Here is a 16393-nt window from a genome sequence, read left to right on the forward strand (position 1 = left end):
TAGCCGTCTACCGCACAGGCTGGGCGCGCATCTGCCGGCTGACCGGGTCGATGTAGGCCGTAGGGATCTGGTAGGCACGGTCATCGAAGAGATCGATGCCGCACATCAGGTTCTCGATCCAGTCGAAGAAGTCGCCGATGGCCTTCTTGCCCATGATGGGGGCGCCATGCTGCGGCACCAGCATGGAAATCTCCAGCTTCCGCGCCATCTGCGTCCACAGCCGCAGGATCTTGTTGGAAACCATGTACCGCCGGTGGAACCCTTCCATGCGCGGGATGTGGGGCTTGAGGTCGGTGACCGGCACGCGCGCTTCGGCCCCCGACATCATCGACACCCCCAGGTCGCCCGTGAACAGGATGCGGCTGACCGGGTCGTAGAAGTGGAAATTGCCTTCGGAATGCATGAAGTGCGCCGGCAACAGCACCAGCTCATGGCGCCCTAGCGGCAGGTGACCGCCGCTGTCAGGCACGCCGATCACGCGGTTTTCGGTCTTGCCGACCTTGGTGAAGTGGGGTGCAAACCGCTCCCACACGCGCGAGATCACCAGGTCTGCCTTGGTGCTGGTCATCCAGCGGTCCAGCGAAGCGATGATGTCCGGGTCTGCGTGCGAGGCGATCAGGTACGACAGCTTATGGGGTGGGAAGTGCTTGGTCATCCCCATGAACAACTCGTTGAACGCCAGGTTGCCGCCCGGGTCGATGATGGCCCCGGTGTCGTCGTCCACGATCAGGAACTGATTGGCCTGCACGGCCTGGCCGTCTTCCTCGATGAGGTCGGTAAACATCAGACAAGCGTGATTCTTGTCGCGGTAGAGTTCCAGGGCCATGGCCATCCTGCAGTGCAATAAAGCACCGAATCTACGATGGCCCCTGCCCAACGTTCTTGATAGAAATCAAGGGTGAAGGGATTGATGGGCAGCGGCTGGCGCGGTCGCTGCTGGCGCTTCAGCGCGGTGCGGAGGCGGCGTCGGCAGGCGCTGCTGCAGCGGGCGGCACCGATGCGCTGGGGGTGCTGTTGTCGACGCTGCTCCCGGTGCGGTCCCTGTTGGGCGTCAGTGTTTCAGGCAGAGTGGCCCGCTGCGCGGCCGCCGGACCCGTGGGCAAAAACAGCGGCCCCCGTTGACCACAACCGACAAGGGCTGCCGCACTGGCAGCAAGGACAAGCGTCCTGACTAGAATTTGGGAAGCTTTCAACATGCGCAAATTGTAATGACCGACCTTGAATTTCTCGACCACGCCGAAAAACTGCTTCTCGCCGTCGAGCGCAGTTGTGATCGCATCAACGACGACACGGACGCCGACGTGGATGCCCAGCGGTCGGGCGGCATGGTGACCCTGACCTTCCCCAACCGCACCCAGATCGTCATCAACCTGCAAAGGCCGCTGCACGAGGTCTGGATGGCTGCCAAGTCCGGCGGCTATCACTACAAGTTTGATGGCACCGCCTGGCACGACACTAAGGGCGCCGGAGACTTCTTTGCCTGCCTGACCCGTGATGCCACGCAGCAGTCAGGGATGGCGCTGCAGTTCTCCGCCTAACAGGGAGTGGCTGTTTAGCGAACGCTGGGTGCAGCGCACGGCGTTGACCTCAGGTATCGCAGGGATAAAGGTCTGGGGCCGGCGGTCGTTCGCTAACCGGCCAGCCCAACAAGGAGCCTACTGAACCCTGCTAGTTGCGAAACAGATCGAGGATGCGGTTTCGCTCTTCGGTCGGCGGTGGCGCGTGGGGGGCTGTACCAGCGGGCGATGCGGCAGACCGGTCATCCAGCCCCACATTCGCCACACCCGCATTGCGGGCGTACTCTTCATAGAACCACTCGCCGCCCACGTTCACGACACCCGGCGGCACTTTGGCCTCCATCACCGGCACGCCTTTGAGCGCCCGTTCCATGAAGCTGATCCACACCGGCAGGCTCAAACCCCCACCGGTCTCGCGGCTGCCCAGGTTGCGTGGCGTGTCGTAGCCGATCCAGGTGACGGCCGCCACCGTGGGCTGATAGCCCGCGAACCACGCATCCACCGAGTCATTCGTCGTGCCGGTCTTGCCGTACAGGTCCGGACGCTTGAGCGTGGCCTGCGCGCGGGCTGCCGTGCCAGAGCGTGTGACCTCCTGCAGCAAGCTGTTCATGATGAACGCATTGCGGGCATCGATGGCGCGGGGCTGCTCGCTGGTCTCGGGTGGCGTGGTTTCAGAGATCACGCGGCCCTTGTGGTCGGTCACTTTCGCGATCAGCCAGGGGTTCACGCGGTAGCCACCATTGGCGAACACCGAGTAAGCCGTCGCCATCTGAAGCGGCGTGACGGAGCCAGCGCCCAGGGCCATGGTCAGATAGGCCGGGTGCTTTTCCGCGTCGAAACCGAAGCGCGACACCCATTCCTGCGCGGTCTTGGGGCCGACAGCCTGCAGGATACGGATCGAGATCATGTTCTTGGACTTGGCCAAACCGGTGCGCATGCTCATCGGGCCGTCATACTTGCCGTCGTAGTTCTTGGGCTCCCAGGGCTGGCCGCCCGTGGTGCCCGCGTCGAAGAACAGCGGTGCGTCGTTGATGACCGTGGCGGGCGTGAAACCTTTCTCCAGTGCGGCGGAGTAGATGAAGGGCTTGAAGCTCGAGCCTGGCTGGCGCCACGCCTGCGCGGCGTGGTTGAACTTGTTCTTGTCGAAGTCAAAGCCGCCGACCAAGGCGCGAATCGCACCGGTGCGAGGGTCCAGGGCCACCAAGGCGCCTTCCACTTCAGGAAGCTGCGTGATTTCCCAGGCATTCTTGGGCGTCTTCACCACGCGGATCACCGCGCCCCGGCGGATCTTGATGTTGGGCGGCGCCTTGTCGCTCAGGCCCGACTGGGCCGGTTTGAGGCCATCGCCGGTGATCTCGAGCATGTCGCCGTTGGCGCGCGCTGCGACGATCTTGCGGGCCGACGCCTCCAGAACGACTGCCGACAGCACATCGCCGTTGTCGGGATGATTGGCCAGCGCATCGTCGATGGCGTCCTCCACATCCTGAGCACTGGCAGGCAAGGCGACAAACTTCTCCGGCCCGCGGTACTGCTGCCGGCGTTCGTAGTCCATGATGCCCCGGCGCAGCGAGGCATAGGCAGCCTCCTGCTCTGCAGCATTGAGGGTTGTGTACACATTCAGGCCGCGGGTGTAGGCCTCGTTGCCGTACTGCGTGAAGATGAGCTGGCGCGCCATTTCAGCCACGTATTCCGCGTGTACCCGGGTGGTGTCGGGGCCGGAGCGGATCTTGAGGTCTTCTTTCTTCGCGGCGATGGCTTCGTCGGCGGTGATGAAGCCGTTCTCCTGCATGCGCTCAATGATGTAGAGCTGCCGTGAGCGCGCACGTTTGGGGTTGCTGATCGGGTTGTAAGCGGACGGGGCTTTTGGCAGCCCTGCCAGCATCGCCGCTTCGGCAACGGATACTGATTTCAGTGGTTTGCCAAAATACGCCTCGGACGCTGCAGCAAAACCATATGCACGATTCCCCAGATAAATCTGGTTCATGTAAATCTCGAGAATCTGATCTTTGGTCAGTAAATGCTCAAGCTTGAACGTTAGTAAGATTTCGTAAATTTTGCGTGTAAATGTTTTCTCTGAAGACAGATAAACATTTCGCGCTACCTGCATTGTGATAGTTGAGGCACCTTGGCTCTTCACACGCCCGAGGTTGGCCAAGCCTGCACGCACCACACCCTTGTAGTCGACGCCGCCATGTTGAAAGAAGCGTGTGTCCTCGATGGCCAGCACGGCGTCCTTCATGACCGTGGGGATGTCCTGGATGGGCGTCAGGTTGCGGCGCTCTTCACCAAATTCTCCCAGCAAGGCACCTTCCGAAGAGTAGACCCGCAGGGGGAGCTTGGGCCGGTAGTCCGCAAGGTCGGAGATGTCGGGCAGGTTCGGGTAGGCCACGGCCAGCGCCACCGCGATGGTCAAGGCAAGCCCGAAAGCTCCGGCCAGCGCCAGCCCTGCGGTCCACGCGAAGGCAAGAAAGATCCAGCGAAGCCAAGTGGGGCGAGCGCGAGGGGCAGGGGAGTCCGACTTGTCGGAAGGCTTCGAGGGAGAGGGCGACATATCGCTCCGGAGAGGTAAGACCGTCCATTATAAAAAATGCAGCTCCTGTAGGGCGAAATCCTCTGCCCCTGTCGTCTCGTCGCCCGCCGAAAGGTGGGACGCTGCCGCTGAACGGTGTTGCGCAACCACCAAAAATCGTCTGCTTTTGGCAACGCTTGAGGAACGTTACAGGGGGAAAAATCTTTGCTGGAGAAGTACCTTACTGATAGCATTCATGTGAAGTGTTAAGTTTTGTTGCCTCATTTTGGCAAGTTACAGGGGACCAATCTTGAGCTCAATGGGGTCTTTGTTCAATCGCCAGTCGGCGCCGCTGCTGGGAATCGACATCAGCTCGTCCAGCGTCAAGCTCGTGGAGCTTGCGCGCGACAAGTCCGGCGCGCTGGTTCTGGAGCGCTGCGCAATCGAGCCGCTGGAGCGCGGCTGGATCAGCGACGGAAACATCGAAAAGTTCGATGAGGTGGCTGACGCGTTGCGCCGTCTGGTGAAGAAAAGCGGCACGCGGACCAAAAACGTGGCCCTGGCACTGCCTCCGTCGGCTGTCATTACAAAAAAGATCACGTTGCCCGGGGGAATGACTGAGCAAGAACTTGAGGTTCAGGTTGAATCGGAGGCCAACCAATACATCCCTTTTTCTCTAGACGAGGTCAGTCTGGATTTTTGTGTCATAGGACCAAGTAAAAGCGCGCCTGGTGATGTGGAAGTGCTGATTGCCGCATCACGCCGCGAAAAAGTACAAGACCGCCAGGGACTGGCAGAGGCTGCGGGTCTGAAGCCGATAGTTGTTGATATTGAGTCTCACGCATCGCGCTTGGCTGCGGGGCGATTGATAGAGAGCTTGCCCAATAAAGGAGTGGACTCTATTGTGGCTCTCTTTGAGGTGGGCGCACTCACAACCAGTATGCAAGTGATCCGTAACGAAGAGGTCCTTTATGACCGAGATCAAGCATTTGGTGGGGCTCAATTAACACAACTAATCGTGCGCCAATACGGATTTTCGCTGGAAGAGGCTGAAAGCAAAAAACGAAGCGGCGACTTGCCCGAAGACTATCAGGCTGCAGTACTGCGTCCGTTTGTGGATAGCATGGCTCAAGAAATAAGCAGAGCGCTGCAATTTTTCTTCACCAGCACCCCCCACAACCGTGTCGATCACATCATGCTTGCTGGGGGATCGGCGCCGTTGCCAGGACTAACTGAAGCGGTAACTCAACAAACCGGGTTTGCCTGCACTACAGTGAATCCGTTTGACGGCATGGAAATTGGAAGTTCCGTTCGATTGAAGAAAATGGTACGTGAAGCGCCTTCCTATCTGACTTCTTGTGGCTTAGCAATGCGGAGATTTTTGCAGTGATTCTCATCAATCTTCTACCTCATCGTGAAGCAGCTCGCAAGCGTCGTAAAGAGATTTTTCAGGCGACGATGTTTGGGTCGTTTCTAATTGGCTTGGTAATTGCCGGTGCTATTTATTGGTGGTTTCAAATGATGATCACCACGCAGCAAGAAAAAAATAATTTTCTTCAGGGCGAGATCAAGATTTTAGAAGATCAGATAAAAGAAATTGCCACCATTGAAGATGAGATCGCAGCATTAAAAGCACGGCAGAAGGCAGTTGAAGACCTTCAATCTGATCGCAACTTGCCAGTGCATTTGCTCAACGAGTTGGTGAAACAGATTCCTGAGGGTGTCTATATCAACAATATCAAGCAAACTGAAAGTGTCATCTCTATGCAAGGGGTTGCTCAGTCTAACGAACGAGTTTCGGAGATGTTGCGAAATTTGACTGACAACACCCCATGGCTGTCCAAGCCGGAGTTGGTTGATATTGTGGCAGGTAATATTCCTTTGACTCAAAAGGACTTGCGGAGAGTAGCAAATTTCAATTTGCGTTTTCGGTTAATGCGCACGGCTGATGTCAAAGGAGCGAGTGCTCCTGCCAGTGCTTCGCAGGGAAAATAAAATGGCTAAAAAATCAACAAAGCAGATTGATTTCGTTGCCGCGCAAGATGTCATTGCCAGACAGTTTAGAAATCTCGATGCTAAGGATCCTTCGCTGTGGCCAGTTGCCCCGAAAGTCCTCTTGTGTGTTTTGATAGCGACCGCAGTTGCCGTTGTGTCTTGGTTTGCAAAAATCAAAGAATATGAGGAAGAGTTGCAGGCGGAGGTGGCTAAAGAGCAATCGTTAAGAGCTGATTATCAAACAAAATTGGTTAAGGCTGTTAGTTTAGATGCTCTTAAGCGACAGCGTGAACAAGTTCAGCAGTATGTAATTCAACTCGAGAAGCAACTGCCAAGTAAAGCTGAAATGGCTGCGCTGCTTTCGGATATTAATCAAGCTGGCTTGGGGAGAAGTTTGCAGTTCGACTTGTTTCGCCCTGGAGCTGTTGTAGTGAAAGAGTATTATGCGGAACTTCCTATTGATGTGAAAGTCACGGGAAAGTATCACGATATGGGAGCATTTGCCGCTGATATCGCCCAATTGTCCCGTATTGTCACTCTTAACAACATTTCGATCGCCCCAATTCCTAAGGATGCAGGCAAAGATGCGGGAATGCTTACCATGAATGCAACCGCACGTACATTTCGATATCTTGATAATGAAGAAATTCAAATCCAAAGAAAAGCAGGAGGATCTAAGAAATGAGATATCCCCGGGTGCTTTTCTTGTTTTGTACTCTATTTTTAGGGAGTTGCGGTTTCTCACAGGACGATGATCTTCGGCTGTGGATGGAAGAGTTACGCGCAACAACAAAACCCCGCGTGACTCCTTTAAGTGAGCCTAAACAGTTTCAGCCACAAGCTTATACTATGGAGGCTGGGGTGGAGCCCTTTAATGCGGTCAAATTGACCCAGGCTTTGCGTAAAGACTCCAGTCAACTTGCATCTAACGCGGCGCTCATTGCTCCAGAGATGGCTAGACGGAAAGAGCCACTTGAAGCCTATCCACTCGACGTAATGACAATGGTCGGTAGCCTGGATAAAAAAGGTACGCCAACAGCTTTGCTGAAAGTCGACACCCTTTTATATCAAGTACGCGTTGGAAACTACATCGGCCAGAATTATGGGAAAATAATTCGCGTATCGGAAAGTTCAATTCAACTGCGGGAAATCGTGCAGGATGCTACAGGTGATTGGGTTGAGCGTACGACGTCCTTGGATCTGCAAGAGGTTAAGAAATGAAAAATTCTAAAGTATGTAGCTCTAAAATCTGGAGCTTCTTCGCTGGAGCCTCTTTGGCTGTATTGGTCCCGGTAAGTGCGTATGCCCAGGGTGTTCTGGAATCTGTTGTCAGCAGTGTTCAAAATGGCGTAGACGTCGTTCGCATTGATTTCGGGCAGCCATTGGCAGAGCTGCCTCGAGGTTTTGCTGTTCAAACACCGCCGCGTGTTGCGTTGGATTTTCCCGGGACCGTTAATGGTAGCGGCAAAAATATCTTTGAAATTAATCAAGGTAATGTCAGATCGGTGAACATCGTGCAAGCTGGCGATTTGTCCAGAATTGTGCTTAATCTAAAGCAAGCGACTTCCTATCAAGCGGAAATTCAGGGGAAGTCACTGTTTATCTCATTAGGATCAAGCGGTTCGATTGCCAGCGCGGCAGCCAAGGGGGTACCCTCCACACAGACATTTGCTGATGTGGGAAGTTCTGATGTGCAAGTTCTACGCGATATTGATTTTCGTCGGGGTGCGGATGGCTCCGGTAGAGTTATAGTAACGCTACCGTCTAGTCAGGTAGGTGTAGATGTTCAGCAGCAGGGAAAAGGACTCGTTGTTGACTTTCTAAAGTCTTCGCTGCCAGAGGGCCTTCGTAGAAATTTAGATGTTGCTGATTTTGGAACTCCAGTCCAAACGGTAAAAACGACGCAACAGGGTGAGCGAGTGCGAATGGTTATTGACCCTGTCGGTGATTGGGAGCACAGCGCATATCAGAGTGATAGCCAGTTTGTTGTCGAGATTCGTCAGAAAAAAATAGACCTGAACAAACTGACGCAGGGGCCAGGGTATAGCGGTGAAAAGTTATCACTCAATTTTCAAAATATTGAAGTTCGTTCATTGCTTCAAGTTATCGCTGACTTTACGAATTTCAATATTGTGACTTCAGATACGGTCACCGGATCGCTGACGCTGCGCTTGAAAGACGTGCCTTGGGATCAAGCGCTGCAGATAATTATGGAGGCGAAAGGTCTGGGTATGCGCAAAACCGGTACTGTTTTGTGGATTGCCCCAAAGGATGAAATTGATGATCGTTTGAGAAAAGATTATGAGGCTGTTCAAGCGATTCAAAAGCTCGAACCGTTGCGAACTCAAGCCTTTCAGATGAATTATGCTAAGGCGGCTGATATGGTTAATCAGCTTACAACATCCAGTGGCGGTGCCAGTGGCACAAGTAACAGATTTTTGTCAGAGCGCGGCAGCGCTATTGCAGAGCCCAGAACCAACCAGCTGTTTGTTACTGATACTGGTGGCAAGCTGGAAGAAGTGCGCAAACTGTTGTCTACGCTGGATGTGGCTGTGCGGCAGGTGATGATTGAAGCCCGAATCGTCGAGGCGTCTGACACCTTTGGGCGCTCGCTTGGAGTCAGATTAGGCGCCACCGATTTGCGCGCCAATCGAGGGGGGACTGGTGGCTACGCTCTCGGAGGGGGTAATAGTTTGGCTTTCGGTACAAGTTATAACAATGCAGTCGCTTCAACCGGAGCGGGCGGATCTACCAACACTTTGGGTAACTTCGTGAATCTTCCCGCTCAGGCTCAAGGGGGGTTTGATCCTGCCAGCTTTGCGATCTCCATCTTTAACTCCGCCGCGAATAGATTTCTCAACTTGGAGATTTCTGCAATGGAGGCAGATGGCAAAGGAAAGATTGTTTCGAGTCCGCGTGTAGTTACAGCTGATCAAACCAAAGCCTCCATTGAGCAAGGAACTGAGTTTCCTTATCCTGTAACCGCTCCCAATGGCGGAACTGTTATCGCCTTCAAGAAGGCAGTACTCAAGTTGGAAGTGCAGCCTCAAATTACTCCTGAAGGGAACATCATTCTTGATTTGGACGTGAATAAGGATAGTCCGGGGGAAATTCTTCTCAATGTCCGTGCTATCAATACCAAGCATATCAAGACTCAGGTCCTGGTAGAAAACGGTGGAACTGTAGTTATCGGCGGTATTTTCGAGTTGTTCGAAGACGAGTCTGAGGCGAAAGTTCCACTCTTAGGTGATATTCCTGGTGTTGGGAATCTCTTCAAGACCAAAACCAAACAAGCCAATAAGCAAGAAATGTTGATCTTTATCACCCCTAAGATTTTGACTGAGCGGACCGCTGCTCGGTAATTTATAATTAATGAACAGGAAAAACAAATGTTGAAATTTTATAAATTATCTACAATTTTGCTGGCATCATTTGCCGCTTCATGTGGTGGCGGAGGGGGTAGTCCAGGTACAACTACTGAGCCTTACAGTATTTCACTTCGTGCAGATAAAGTTCAGTTGCCATTGAATATTGCCGGTGCCCGCCCAGGCATAGGAGTTTCCTCGCCCTATACCACAACGCTTTATGTGGAAGCACGTAAGGGTAGTGTTGCTATCCCTGGAGGTACTGCTGAAGTATTTGGCTGCAATATATCGGGTGGCTTGAGTTCAGGATCTCTATATTACCTCGATGGTAAAGCCGAGCACGAAACTGACGTAACTGTAGGCGGAGTAACGACCAAAGTCCCCAACGCCTATCGAAGTATTTCGCTTGCGTCCAACTCCGGTGGTAATTCTTTTCATTTCCATTCTGGAAATCAGGCGGGGCCGGTTCAAATTACTTGCTCCATTACTGATCCAAGTGCTAATCGGGTTGTATCTACAGCTGTAGATATCGTCGTTGGGGCTGCAACTGGTAAGGCTTCTAGTATCAAGGGTGTTGCAGAATTCCCTGTCCTTGGGGTCCAAAGCAATACTGCGAATCTGCGCACTAGCACTGCGATCAATGGTTATGTGTTGGATGATGCAAATCAGCCGGTACCAGTGTCGTCGAAGGCTAATTTGCAGGTGGCGATCATATCGGGCGGCGCGTCTAATGGCGCTCGGTTGCTCTCGGGATCGCAGAGCGGCAGCGTACTGCAAGTAAGTACGATTGGTGGAGTTGGGTTGTTTTCACTAGCAAGCGGCACTAGTGTAGGAACTATATTGTTGGAAATGACTACTGATCGGGCAGATAATGATGTAACCAATGGGATACAGGACCCCATTGTTCAGCTTTATCCAGTTGCTGTAGATTCGGGCGTAGTAGCTGGCACACCTGCTCCGGCGTTGACGCTTGTTGCCGCGACCCCACCAGCGGGTACAAACGGTCTGCCCTACAGTTATGCGTTTAGTGCGACAGGAGGTGTTGCACCATATACATGGACAGCTTTGGGCGGCATTCCAGAAGGCCTGACTCTCAGTGCCAATGGTATCTTGAGTGGCACGCCTGCGGTTAAACAAGTGGGTACGTTTCAAATTGCGGTGCGACTCACTGATAGCCAAGGTAGCTCCATTACCGGCAACTTCCCGTTGGTGATTGCGGCCAATGCGGCGGTGGACCCGGCAAACAATGTGCTGTCTATTACTAACAGTGGTTGCGGCTCTGATCTGTGTATCTTGCCAGTTAGTAATCCAGCTGCCGTAGCGCCTGTCAACGGTATTCATTACCAATATGCTCTGACTGTGACTGGTCCTGGGACAGGTGGCGCTGTATGGACAGCTACTGGACTGCCGACGTGGTTGAGTCTTTCTGCAGACGGCATTCTGACCATCACTTACACTGCTACGCAAACTGTGCCCAAGCTCGAGGATTGTAAGAGTGCGGCGTTTACGATCAATGCAAACCGCGGCGGGCAGACTGCCACACGCAGGGTTTTGATGTCTTTCGGCACTGGAGCAGGTACTTGCCGGGCATAAATGCCACAGCTTAATAGAGAGAGGGAGGGGGGGTCTATCCTCTCACCAAATCAGTCCCCGGCTTGCCGGGGATTTTTTTGACCTATCACCTGATTTACCCCGAACGTGCCTTCGTAAAATGCACTGGCGGCGGGATGGAGTTCCAGCGGCTAGACCGGATTTCGGCACCCCTATGTAGCGACTCTACTTTGCAATGATCGAGATATGAGCCCATCTAAAACTACCGCTAGGCATACCGTCTCGATCGATTTGGCCGAGCGTAGCTATCCCATCGTCATTGGCAGCGGCTTGTTGTCTAGTGCACAAACATTCGAAGCCTTGCCGTTGGGCAGCGTCGCGCTGGTTGTCACCAACACAACCGTGGCGCCGCTGTACGCAGCTCACTTGATGTCCGCGCTGCAAACTCGCTATGCGCGGATAGAGGTGGTGCAACTGGCAGATGGAGAGAGCCATAAAAATTGGCAGACCCTCCAGCAGATTTTCGATTCGTTACTGGAAAACAATTGCGACCGCAAGACTGTCATGTTCGCGCTAGGCGGCGGAGTCGTAGGCGACATGACCGGCTTTGCCGCAGCAAGCTACATGCGCGGCGTGCCCTTCGTGCAGGTGCCGACCACGTTGCTCGCGCAGGTTGATTCGTCCGTCGGCGGCAAGACGGCGATTAATCATCCGCTCGGCAAGAACATGATCGGCGCGTTCTACCAGCCACAACTGGTAGTGTGCGACCTGGACGTGCTGCGCACGTTGCCAGCACGTGAGTTGAGTGCTGGACTGGCGGAGGTCATCAAGTACGGGCCCATTTCCGACATGGCATTTTTCGATTGGCTGGAAGGAAATATGGATGCGCTGGTGGCGCGCGATCCTGACGCCCTGGCCCACGCCGTGCGCCGCAGTTGCGAGATCAAGGCCTGGGTGGTCGGGCAGGACGAGCGCGAATCCGGGTTGCGCGCCATTTTGAATTTTGGTCACACCTTTGGCCACGCGATCGAGGCTGGCATGGGCTATGGTGCGTGGCTCCATGGCGAAGGCGTAGGGGCGGGTATGGTGATGGCGGCCGAGCTGTCGCATCGCCTGGGGCTGGTGGATGCTGCTTTTGTACAGCGCCTCACAGCACTGATTGCGCGGGCGGGGCTCCCCGTGCGGGGGGCGATCCTGGATGCTGACGACAATGCGGGCCGGTACCTGAAACTCATGCGCGTCGACAAGAAGGCGGAGGGTGGTGAGATTCGCTTTGTAGTGATCGATGGGCCTGGCCGGGCGGTGGTTCGATCTGCGCCGGATGCACTGGTGCGTGCTGTGATCGATGACTGTTGCGCCCTGTGATCGAGACGGCGCCGGGCGCCCGCCGATAGACCGCGCAGTGGCATCGCGAACCATGTCCTTCTTGGCTCCTTACGCTTGCGACCCCGCACTCACGCGTGGACGCCGCCATACCGAACACCCGGCTCCCACCCGCACCGACTACCAGCGCGACCGCGACCGCATCGTGCATTCCACCGCATTCCGCCGGCTGGTCTACAAGACGCAGGTCTTCCTCAACCATGAAGGCGATCTATTCCGCACCCGCCTGACGCATTCGCTGGAGGTCGCGCAACTGGGCCGCTCCATCGCGCGATCGCTGCGCATCAATGAAGACCTGGTGGAGGCGATTTCTCTGGCGCACGACCTGGGCCACACGCCGTTTGGCCATGCCGGCCAAGACGCGCTGCATGCCTGCATGGCTGAAACTGGTGGCTTCGAGCACAACCTGCAAAGCTTGCGGGTGGTAGACAAACTCGAAGAGCGATATCCGCAATACGATGGGCTGAATCTCACTTTCGAGACGCGAGAGGGCGTGCTCAAACATTGCTCGCGCGTGCATGCCGAACAGCTGGAAGCTGAGGAGCCCAACGGGGTCGGAGCGCGTTTTCTGCGCCGCGAGCAGCCGAGCCTGGAGGCGCAGTTGTGCAATCTAGCCGACGAGATTGCCTACAACGCCCACGACATTGACGATGGGGTGCGGTCCGGGCTGATATCGATGGCGCAGCTGCAGGAGGTCCCCCTGTTCGAGCAATACCGGGCGGCGGCGCTGGCTGAGCACCCGGCACTGGCGCAATCGTCCAGCCAGCGCCGGCTGCTCTACGAGGCCATACGCCGCATGTTGAGCGATCAGGTGTATGACGTGATCGATACCACGCAAGCTGCCATCGCGCGATGCGCGCCGGAGACGGTGGATGCCGTGCGCCGTGCGCCAGGCCTGGTGATGTTCAGCGATGCCATGCGCGAGCGTTCGCAGGTGCTCAAGCGGTTTCTCTTCAAGAACCTGTACCGACACCCCCAGGTGATGGAAACCACCGGGCGGGCGCAGCAGGTGGTGCGAGAGCTGTTTGCGGCATACACCGCAGCGCCCCAAGAGATGAAAGCCGCGTTCGCGGAGCAGGCCTCCATGGACCAAGGGCCGCTGCGGGCGCGGGCAGTTGCCGATTTCATTGCGGGCATGACTGACCGTTTTGCAGCGCGTGAGCACGAGCGACTGACAGGGCTGCGGCTTCTGGTTGAATGAGCGGCAGCGCCATGGCGGCTGCCCCCGATCCGCCGCTTGCGCAGGATTCGGGTATGGTCCTTCGGACGGGCCGCAGTCGAGCCAAAGAAGCTGGGACACTTGTTGCTCAGCCGGCTCAATACATAGCGACGATGCTGACCCCAGCGGTGTCCAAAGGCCACGCACGTAAAATCGACGCATCCCTCGCGCTGCTTGCTTTTTCATGACGCTTCCTCTTGCTTCCACTGCGGCGCGATCTTCAGATCCTGCTGCCCCTTCCCCGTTCATCCAAGACACTGTGCGCTGGCTGGAGCGTGCGGTCATCGGCCTCAACTTGTGCCCCTTTGCCAAGGGTGTGCACGTCAAAGGCCAGATCCACTATGCCGTGGCGCTGACGCCCCATGTGGACGAGGTCCTTGAGCTGCTGCGCGAAGAGCTGGCGGCATTAGTGGCCACGCCGGCGCAAGAGCGCGACACGTCGCTGCTCATCCTGGCGCACTGTCTGCAGGATTTTCTCGATTTCAATGACTTTCTGGGCCAGGCGGATGCGCTGCTGGAGCAGATGGAGCTGGCCGGCACCGTACAAATCGCAAGTTTCCACCCGCAATTCCAGTTTGCCGGCACCGACGTGGACGACGTCACCAACTGCACCAACCGGTCACCGTACCCCACCTTGCACCTGCTGCGCGAGGAGAGCATCGACCGTGCGGTCGAAGTGTTTCCGGAAGCGGAAAGCATCTTCGAGCGCAACATGGAAGTGCTGGAAGCACTGGGCACGAAGGGGTGGGAAGAGCTGGGGGTGGGGCCTGGCGATGGTGGCAGTGATGAGGGTAGTGATGTTGTCGCCACAGCAACGCGCGCGGTCGCGCCATGAAGAAAGATCAAGCAATGGTTAACAGCGCAGCAGCACCGCAAGTGCAAGGTGGCAAGGCCGGTGGCAAAAAGAACACGAACGGCAGGGCGGCATCGAATGCTGCAGCGCAAGCTTCGGAGCTCTCCGAACTGCGGCCCGGGCAGTCCGTGGAGCTGCTAAAGGAGCTACACATCCTGACCCGCGAGGGTCGCTTGAACCAGGACTCGCGCCGCAAGCTGAAGCAGGTGTACCACCTGTTCAACTTCATCGAACCCCTGCTGGGCGAGTTGTCCAGCAGCGACCAAGGCCCGACGCTGGCCGACCACGGGGCCGGCAAGTCCTACCTGGGGTTCATCCTGTACGACCTGTATTTCAAGCCATTGGGTCGCGGGCACATTTATGGGGTGGAGACGCGCGCGGAGTTGGTCGAAAAATCCCGTGTGCTGGCGCACAAGTTGGACTTCGAACGCATGTCGTTCCTCAACCTGTCGGTGGCTGAATCCACCGATGCGAATGAACTGCCACCGCAGATCGATGTGGTGACCGCCCTGCATGCATGCGATACCGCCACCGACGATGCCATTGCCTTCGGTTTGCAGAAAAAAGCGCGGGCGATGGTGCTAGTGCCGTGCTGCCAGGCCGAGATGGCCGCATGCCTGCGCCAAGGCAAGGCGCTGCAGCTTACGCGCACGCCGCTGGCCGAGCTGTGGCGCCATCCGCTGCACACCCGTGAAGTGGGGAGCCAGGTCACCAACGTGCTGCGGTGCCTGTACCTGGAGGCCAACGGTTACCAGGTCACGGTGACGGAACTGGTGGGGTGGGAGCACAGTATGAAGAACGAACTCATCATTGCGCGCTACATCGGGCAGAAGAAACGCAGCGCCCCAGAACGGTTGCGAGCGCTGCTGGGGGAGTTCGGCCTGCAGTCCCTGGAGGATCTGCGCTATCCAGGCTTGCCAGCCGCGTAGCTACCTGGCATTGGCCGCCGCAGGGACTGTTGGTCCCCGCGGTGGCGCGTCACCGATCAAGGCTGTGGTGGGTCCTTGGACCGCGTCTTGCTGACCGCGCTGAAGATGCCGATGCCCAGCAGTATCAGTGCGCCGATGCCGATGTAGAGCTGGGGTACCCCGGCAGTCACCGCAGCCCAGATCACGCCGGCCAGAAAAATCAGGAAGCCGAGCATGTAGAGTGCAAAAGACATGGGTCTTCTCCGTGTTGTTGGTCTGCCCGGATGGTCGGTGCTCACCGCCCTGGGCCATGTCGTCCCGCGGTACGCTCGCGTGTCGGACAACCCCAACAACCACCCCGAGATTTTTCCATGGCCCGCCTGCCGCGCCTGACCCTGCCAGGTCAGCTACACCACGTCATCCAGCGCGGCAACAACCGCCAGCCCATCTTCGTCGACCGCGAAGACTACGAGACCATGCTCGCCCTGCTGGCCGACAACGCGCAGCGCCATGCGGTCGCCGTCCATGCCTATGTGCTCATGGACAACCACTTCCACCTGGTGGCCACGCCTTCCACCGCGGACGGCCTGCCGCAGATGATGCAGGCGGTGGGGCGCCGCTATGTGCAGTACTTCAACCGCCGGCACGGCCGCACCGGCACGCTGTGGGAGGGCCGCTACCGTTCCACGGTGCTGCAGCCCGAGCGGTACCTGCTGCCCTGCATGGTGTACCTCGACCTGAATCCGGTCCGCTCGGGCACCGTGGTGCAAGCCGTCGACTACCCGTGGTCCAGCCATGCGCACTGGCTGGGCCTGCGGGTCGACCGTTTGCTGACCCCGCACGCGCTGTACTGGGCACTGGGCAACACGCCGTTCGCGCGTGAAGCGGCCTATGGCGCTGCAGTGCAGGCGGGAATCAGTTCGCAAGAGCAAGCGGCGTTGACCACCTCGGCCCTCAGCGGCTGGGCGCTGGGTGACCCAGAATTTGTCGCCGAATTGCAAAAGCAGACGCTGCGCCGTGTAGTGCGCGGAAAGGCCGGGCGGCCGGCATTGGCGCCGATTTCAGAAGAAATTTAGGCTCCCCCGCTTGATGG

The 16393-nt window shown here is 56.6% G+C and carries 16 protein-coding genes; 12 read left to right on the plus strand and 4 right to left on the minus strand.

Annotated features, from left to right (window positions below):
• Positions 1-7: 7 nt before the first annotated feature.
• Both ASF16_RS24160 and ASF16_RS25760 read right to left on the minus strand, forming a co-directional pair.
• Positions 8-826, minus strand: coding sequence for an MBL fold metallo-hydrolase (locus ASF16_RS24160; protein WP_056173589.1), 819 nt, complete (start codon positions 824-826; stop codon positions 8-10).
• Between the two features lie 118 nt (positions 827-944).
• Positions 945-1196, minus strand: coding sequence for a lipoprotein (locus tag ASF16_RS25760; protein WP_082517123.1), 252 nt, complete (start codon positions 1194-1196; stop codon positions 945-947).
• Between the two features lie 12 nt (positions 1197-1208).
• On the opposite strand from ASF16_RS25760, the gene cyaY reads away from it, so the two are divergent.
• Positions 1209-1538 (plus strand): iron donor protein CyaY, encoded by a 330-nt coding sequence (gene cyaY, locus ASF16_RS24170; RefSeq protein WP_056173417.1) that lies wholly within the window; start codon positions 1209-1211, stop codon positions 1536-1538.
• A gap of 130 nt (positions 1539-1668) precedes the next feature.
• Here the strand turns inward: cyaY and ASF16_RS24175 are convergent, their stop codons facing one another.
• Positions 1669-4068, minus strand: a complete 2400-nt coding sequence (locus ASF16_RS24175) for a penicillin-binding protein 1A (RefSeq protein WP_056173420.1) — start codon at positions 4066-4068, stop codon at positions 1669-1671.
• Positions 4069-4336: 268 nt separating this feature from the next.
• Here ASF16_RS24175 and ASF16_RS24180 point away from each other — a divergent pair, with 268 nt between their 5' ends.
• From ASF16_RS24180 to ASF16_RS24215, 10 genes are all read left to right on the plus strand, one after another.
• Positions 4337-5416 (plus strand): pilus assembly protein PilM, encoded by a 1080-nt coding sequence (locus tag ASF16_RS24180; RefSeq protein ID WP_056173422.1) that lies wholly within the window; start codon positions 4337-4339, stop codon positions 5414-5416.
• Positions 5413-6021 carry a PilN domain-containing protein gene (locus ASF16_RS24185; RefSeq protein ID WP_056173424.1) on the plus strand — a complete coding sequence of 203 codons (609 nt, stop codon included), beginning with the start codon at positions 5413-5415 and terminating at the stop codon, positions 6019-6021. The genes ASF16_RS24180 and ASF16_RS24185 overlap by 4 nt, the downstream gene beginning before the upstream one ends.
• A 1-nt stretch (position 6022) precedes the next feature.
• Positions 6023-6706 (plus strand): type 4a pilus biogenesis protein PilO, encoded by a 684-nt coding sequence (locus ASF16_RS25765; RefSeq protein ID WP_082517124.1) that lies wholly within the window; start codon positions 6023-6025, stop codon positions 6704-6706.
• Positions 6703-7242, plus strand: coding sequence for a pilus assembly protein PilP (locus tag ASF16_RS25770; RefSeq protein WP_082517125.1), 540 nt, complete (start codon positions 6703-6705; stop codon positions 7240-7242). Before ASF16_RS25765 ends, ASF16_RS25770 begins: the two co-directional genes overlap by 4 nt.
• A complete protein-coding gene (gene pilQ / locus ASF16_RS24195) occupies positions 7239-9383 on the plus strand; it encodes a type IV pilus secretin PilQ (RefSeq protein ID WP_082517126.1) in 2145 nt (714 codons plus the stop codon). Before ASF16_RS25770 ends, pilQ begins: the two co-directional genes overlap by 4 nt.
• 27 nt (positions 9384-9410) lie before the next feature.
• Entirely contained in the window at positions 9411-10979 is a 1569-nt protein-coding gene (locus ASF16_RS25775; protein ID WP_082517127.1) for an Ig domain-containing protein, read from the plus strand.
• Positions 10980-11183: 204 nt separating this feature from the next.
• Positions 11184-12302 (plus strand): 3-dehydroquinate synthase, encoded by a 1119-nt coding sequence (aroB, locus tag ASF16_RS24200; protein ID WP_056173430.1) that lies wholly within the window; start codon positions 11184-11186, stop codon positions 12300-12302.
• A gap of 52 nt (positions 12303-12354) precedes the next feature.
• Complete coding sequence (locus tag ASF16_RS24205; protein WP_056173433.1) at positions 12355-13521, plus strand: deoxyguanosinetriphosphate triphosphohydrolase; 1167 nt, start codon at positions 12355-12357, stop codon at positions 13519-13521.
• A gap of 202 nt (positions 13522-13723) precedes the next feature.
• The gene (locus tag ASF16_RS24210; protein ID WP_082517128.1) at positions 13724-14374 is read left to right on the plus strand and encodes a DUF1415 domain-containing protein; all 651 of its coding nucleotides are present in this window, start codon (positions 13724-13726) and stop codon (positions 14372-14374) included.
• A gap of 14 nt (positions 14375-14388) precedes the next feature.
• Positions 14389-15321, plus strand: a complete 933-nt coding sequence (locus ASF16_RS24215) for an SAM-dependent methyltransferase (RefSeq protein ID WP_056173436.1) — start codon at positions 14389-14391, stop codon at positions 15319-15321.
• Between the two features lie 56 nt (positions 15322-15377).
• Here ASF16_RS24215 and ASF16_RS26610 read toward each other — a convergent pair whose 3' ends face one another.
• Positions 15378-15554: a hypothetical protein gene (locus ASF16_RS26610; protein ID WP_056173440.1), complete on the minus strand. Its 177-nt coding sequence runs from the start codon at positions 15552-15554 to the stop codon at positions 15378-15380.
• Between the two features lie 117 nt (positions 15555-15671).
• Between ASF16_RS26610 and ASF16_RS24225 the strand changes: the two genes are divergently transcribed.
• Positions 15672-16376 carry a transposase gene (locus ASF16_RS24225; protein ID WP_056173442.1) on the plus strand — a complete coding sequence of 235 codons (705 nt, stop codon included), beginning with the start codon at positions 15672-15674 and terminating at the stop codon, positions 16374-16376.
• Positions 16377-16393 lie beyond the last annotated feature (17 nt).

This window comes from Acidovorax sp. Leaf78 (genome assembly GCF_001422735.1).
GTDB lineage: Bacteria > Pseudomonadota > Gammaproteobacteria > Burkholderiales > Burkholderiaceae_C > Acidovorax.

What these genes read in the sequence shown, in the direction of transcription:
- ASF16_RS26610 (WP_056173440.1), bottom strand. Translation starts at nt 15,554, where the DNA reads ATGTCTTTTGCACTCTACATGCTCGGCTTCCTGATTTTTCTGGCCGGC.
- cyaY (WP_056173417.1), top strand. Translation starts at nt 1,209, where the DNA reads ATGACCGACCTTGAATTTCTCGACCACGCCGAAAAACTGCTTCTCGCC.
- pilQ (WP_082517126.1), top strand. Translation starts at nt 7,239, where the DNA reads ATGAAAAATTCTAAAGTATGTAGCTCTAAAATCTGGAGCTTCTTCGCT.
- ASF16_RS25765 (WP_082517124.1), top strand. Translation starts at nt 6,023, where the DNA reads ATGGCTAAAAAATCAACAAAGCAGATTGATTTCGTTGCCGCGCAAGAT.
- ASF16_RS24225 (WP_056173442.1), top strand. Translation starts at nt 15,672, where the DNA reads ATGGCCCGCCTGCCGCGCCTGACCCTGCCAGGTCAGCTACACCACGTC.
- ASF16_RS24205 (WP_056173433.1), top strand. Translation starts at nt 12,355, where the DNA reads ATGTCCTTCTTGGCTCCTTACGCTTGCGACCCCGCACTCACGCGTGGA.
- ASF16_RS24175 (WP_056173420.1), bottom strand. Translation starts at nt 4,068, where the DNA reads ATGTCGCCCTCTCCCTCGAAGCCTTCCGACAAGTCGGACTCCCCTGCC.
- ASF16_RS25775 (WP_082517127.1), top strand. Translation starts at nt 9,411, where the DNA reads ATGTTGAAATTTTATAAATTATCTACAATTTTGCTGGCATCATTTGCC.
- ASF16_RS25770 (WP_082517125.1), top strand. Translation starts at nt 6,703, where the DNA reads ATGAGATATCCCCGGGTGCTTTTCTTGTTTTGTACTCTATTTTTAGGG.
- ASF16_RS24210 (WP_082517128.1), top strand. Translation starts at nt 13,724, where the DNA reads ATGACGCTTCCTCTTGCTTCCACTGCGGCGCGATCTTCAGATCCTGCT.
- aroB (WP_056173430.1), top strand. Translation starts at nt 11,184, where the DNA reads ATGAGCCCATCTAAAACTACCGCTAGGCATACCGTCTCGATCGATTTG.
- ASF16_RS25760 (WP_082517123.1), bottom strand. Translation starts at nt 1,196, where the DNA reads ATGTTGAAAGCTTCCCAAATTCTAGTCAGGACGCTTGTCCTTGCTGCC.
- ASF16_RS24215 (WP_056173436.1), top strand. Translation starts at nt 14,389, where the DNA reads ATGGTTAACAGCGCAGCAGCACCGCAAGTGCAAGGTGGCAAGGCCGGT.
- ASF16_RS24160 (WP_056173589.1), bottom strand. Translation starts at nt 826, where the DNA reads ATGGCCCTGGAACTCTACCGCGACAAGAATCACGCTTGTCTGATGTTT.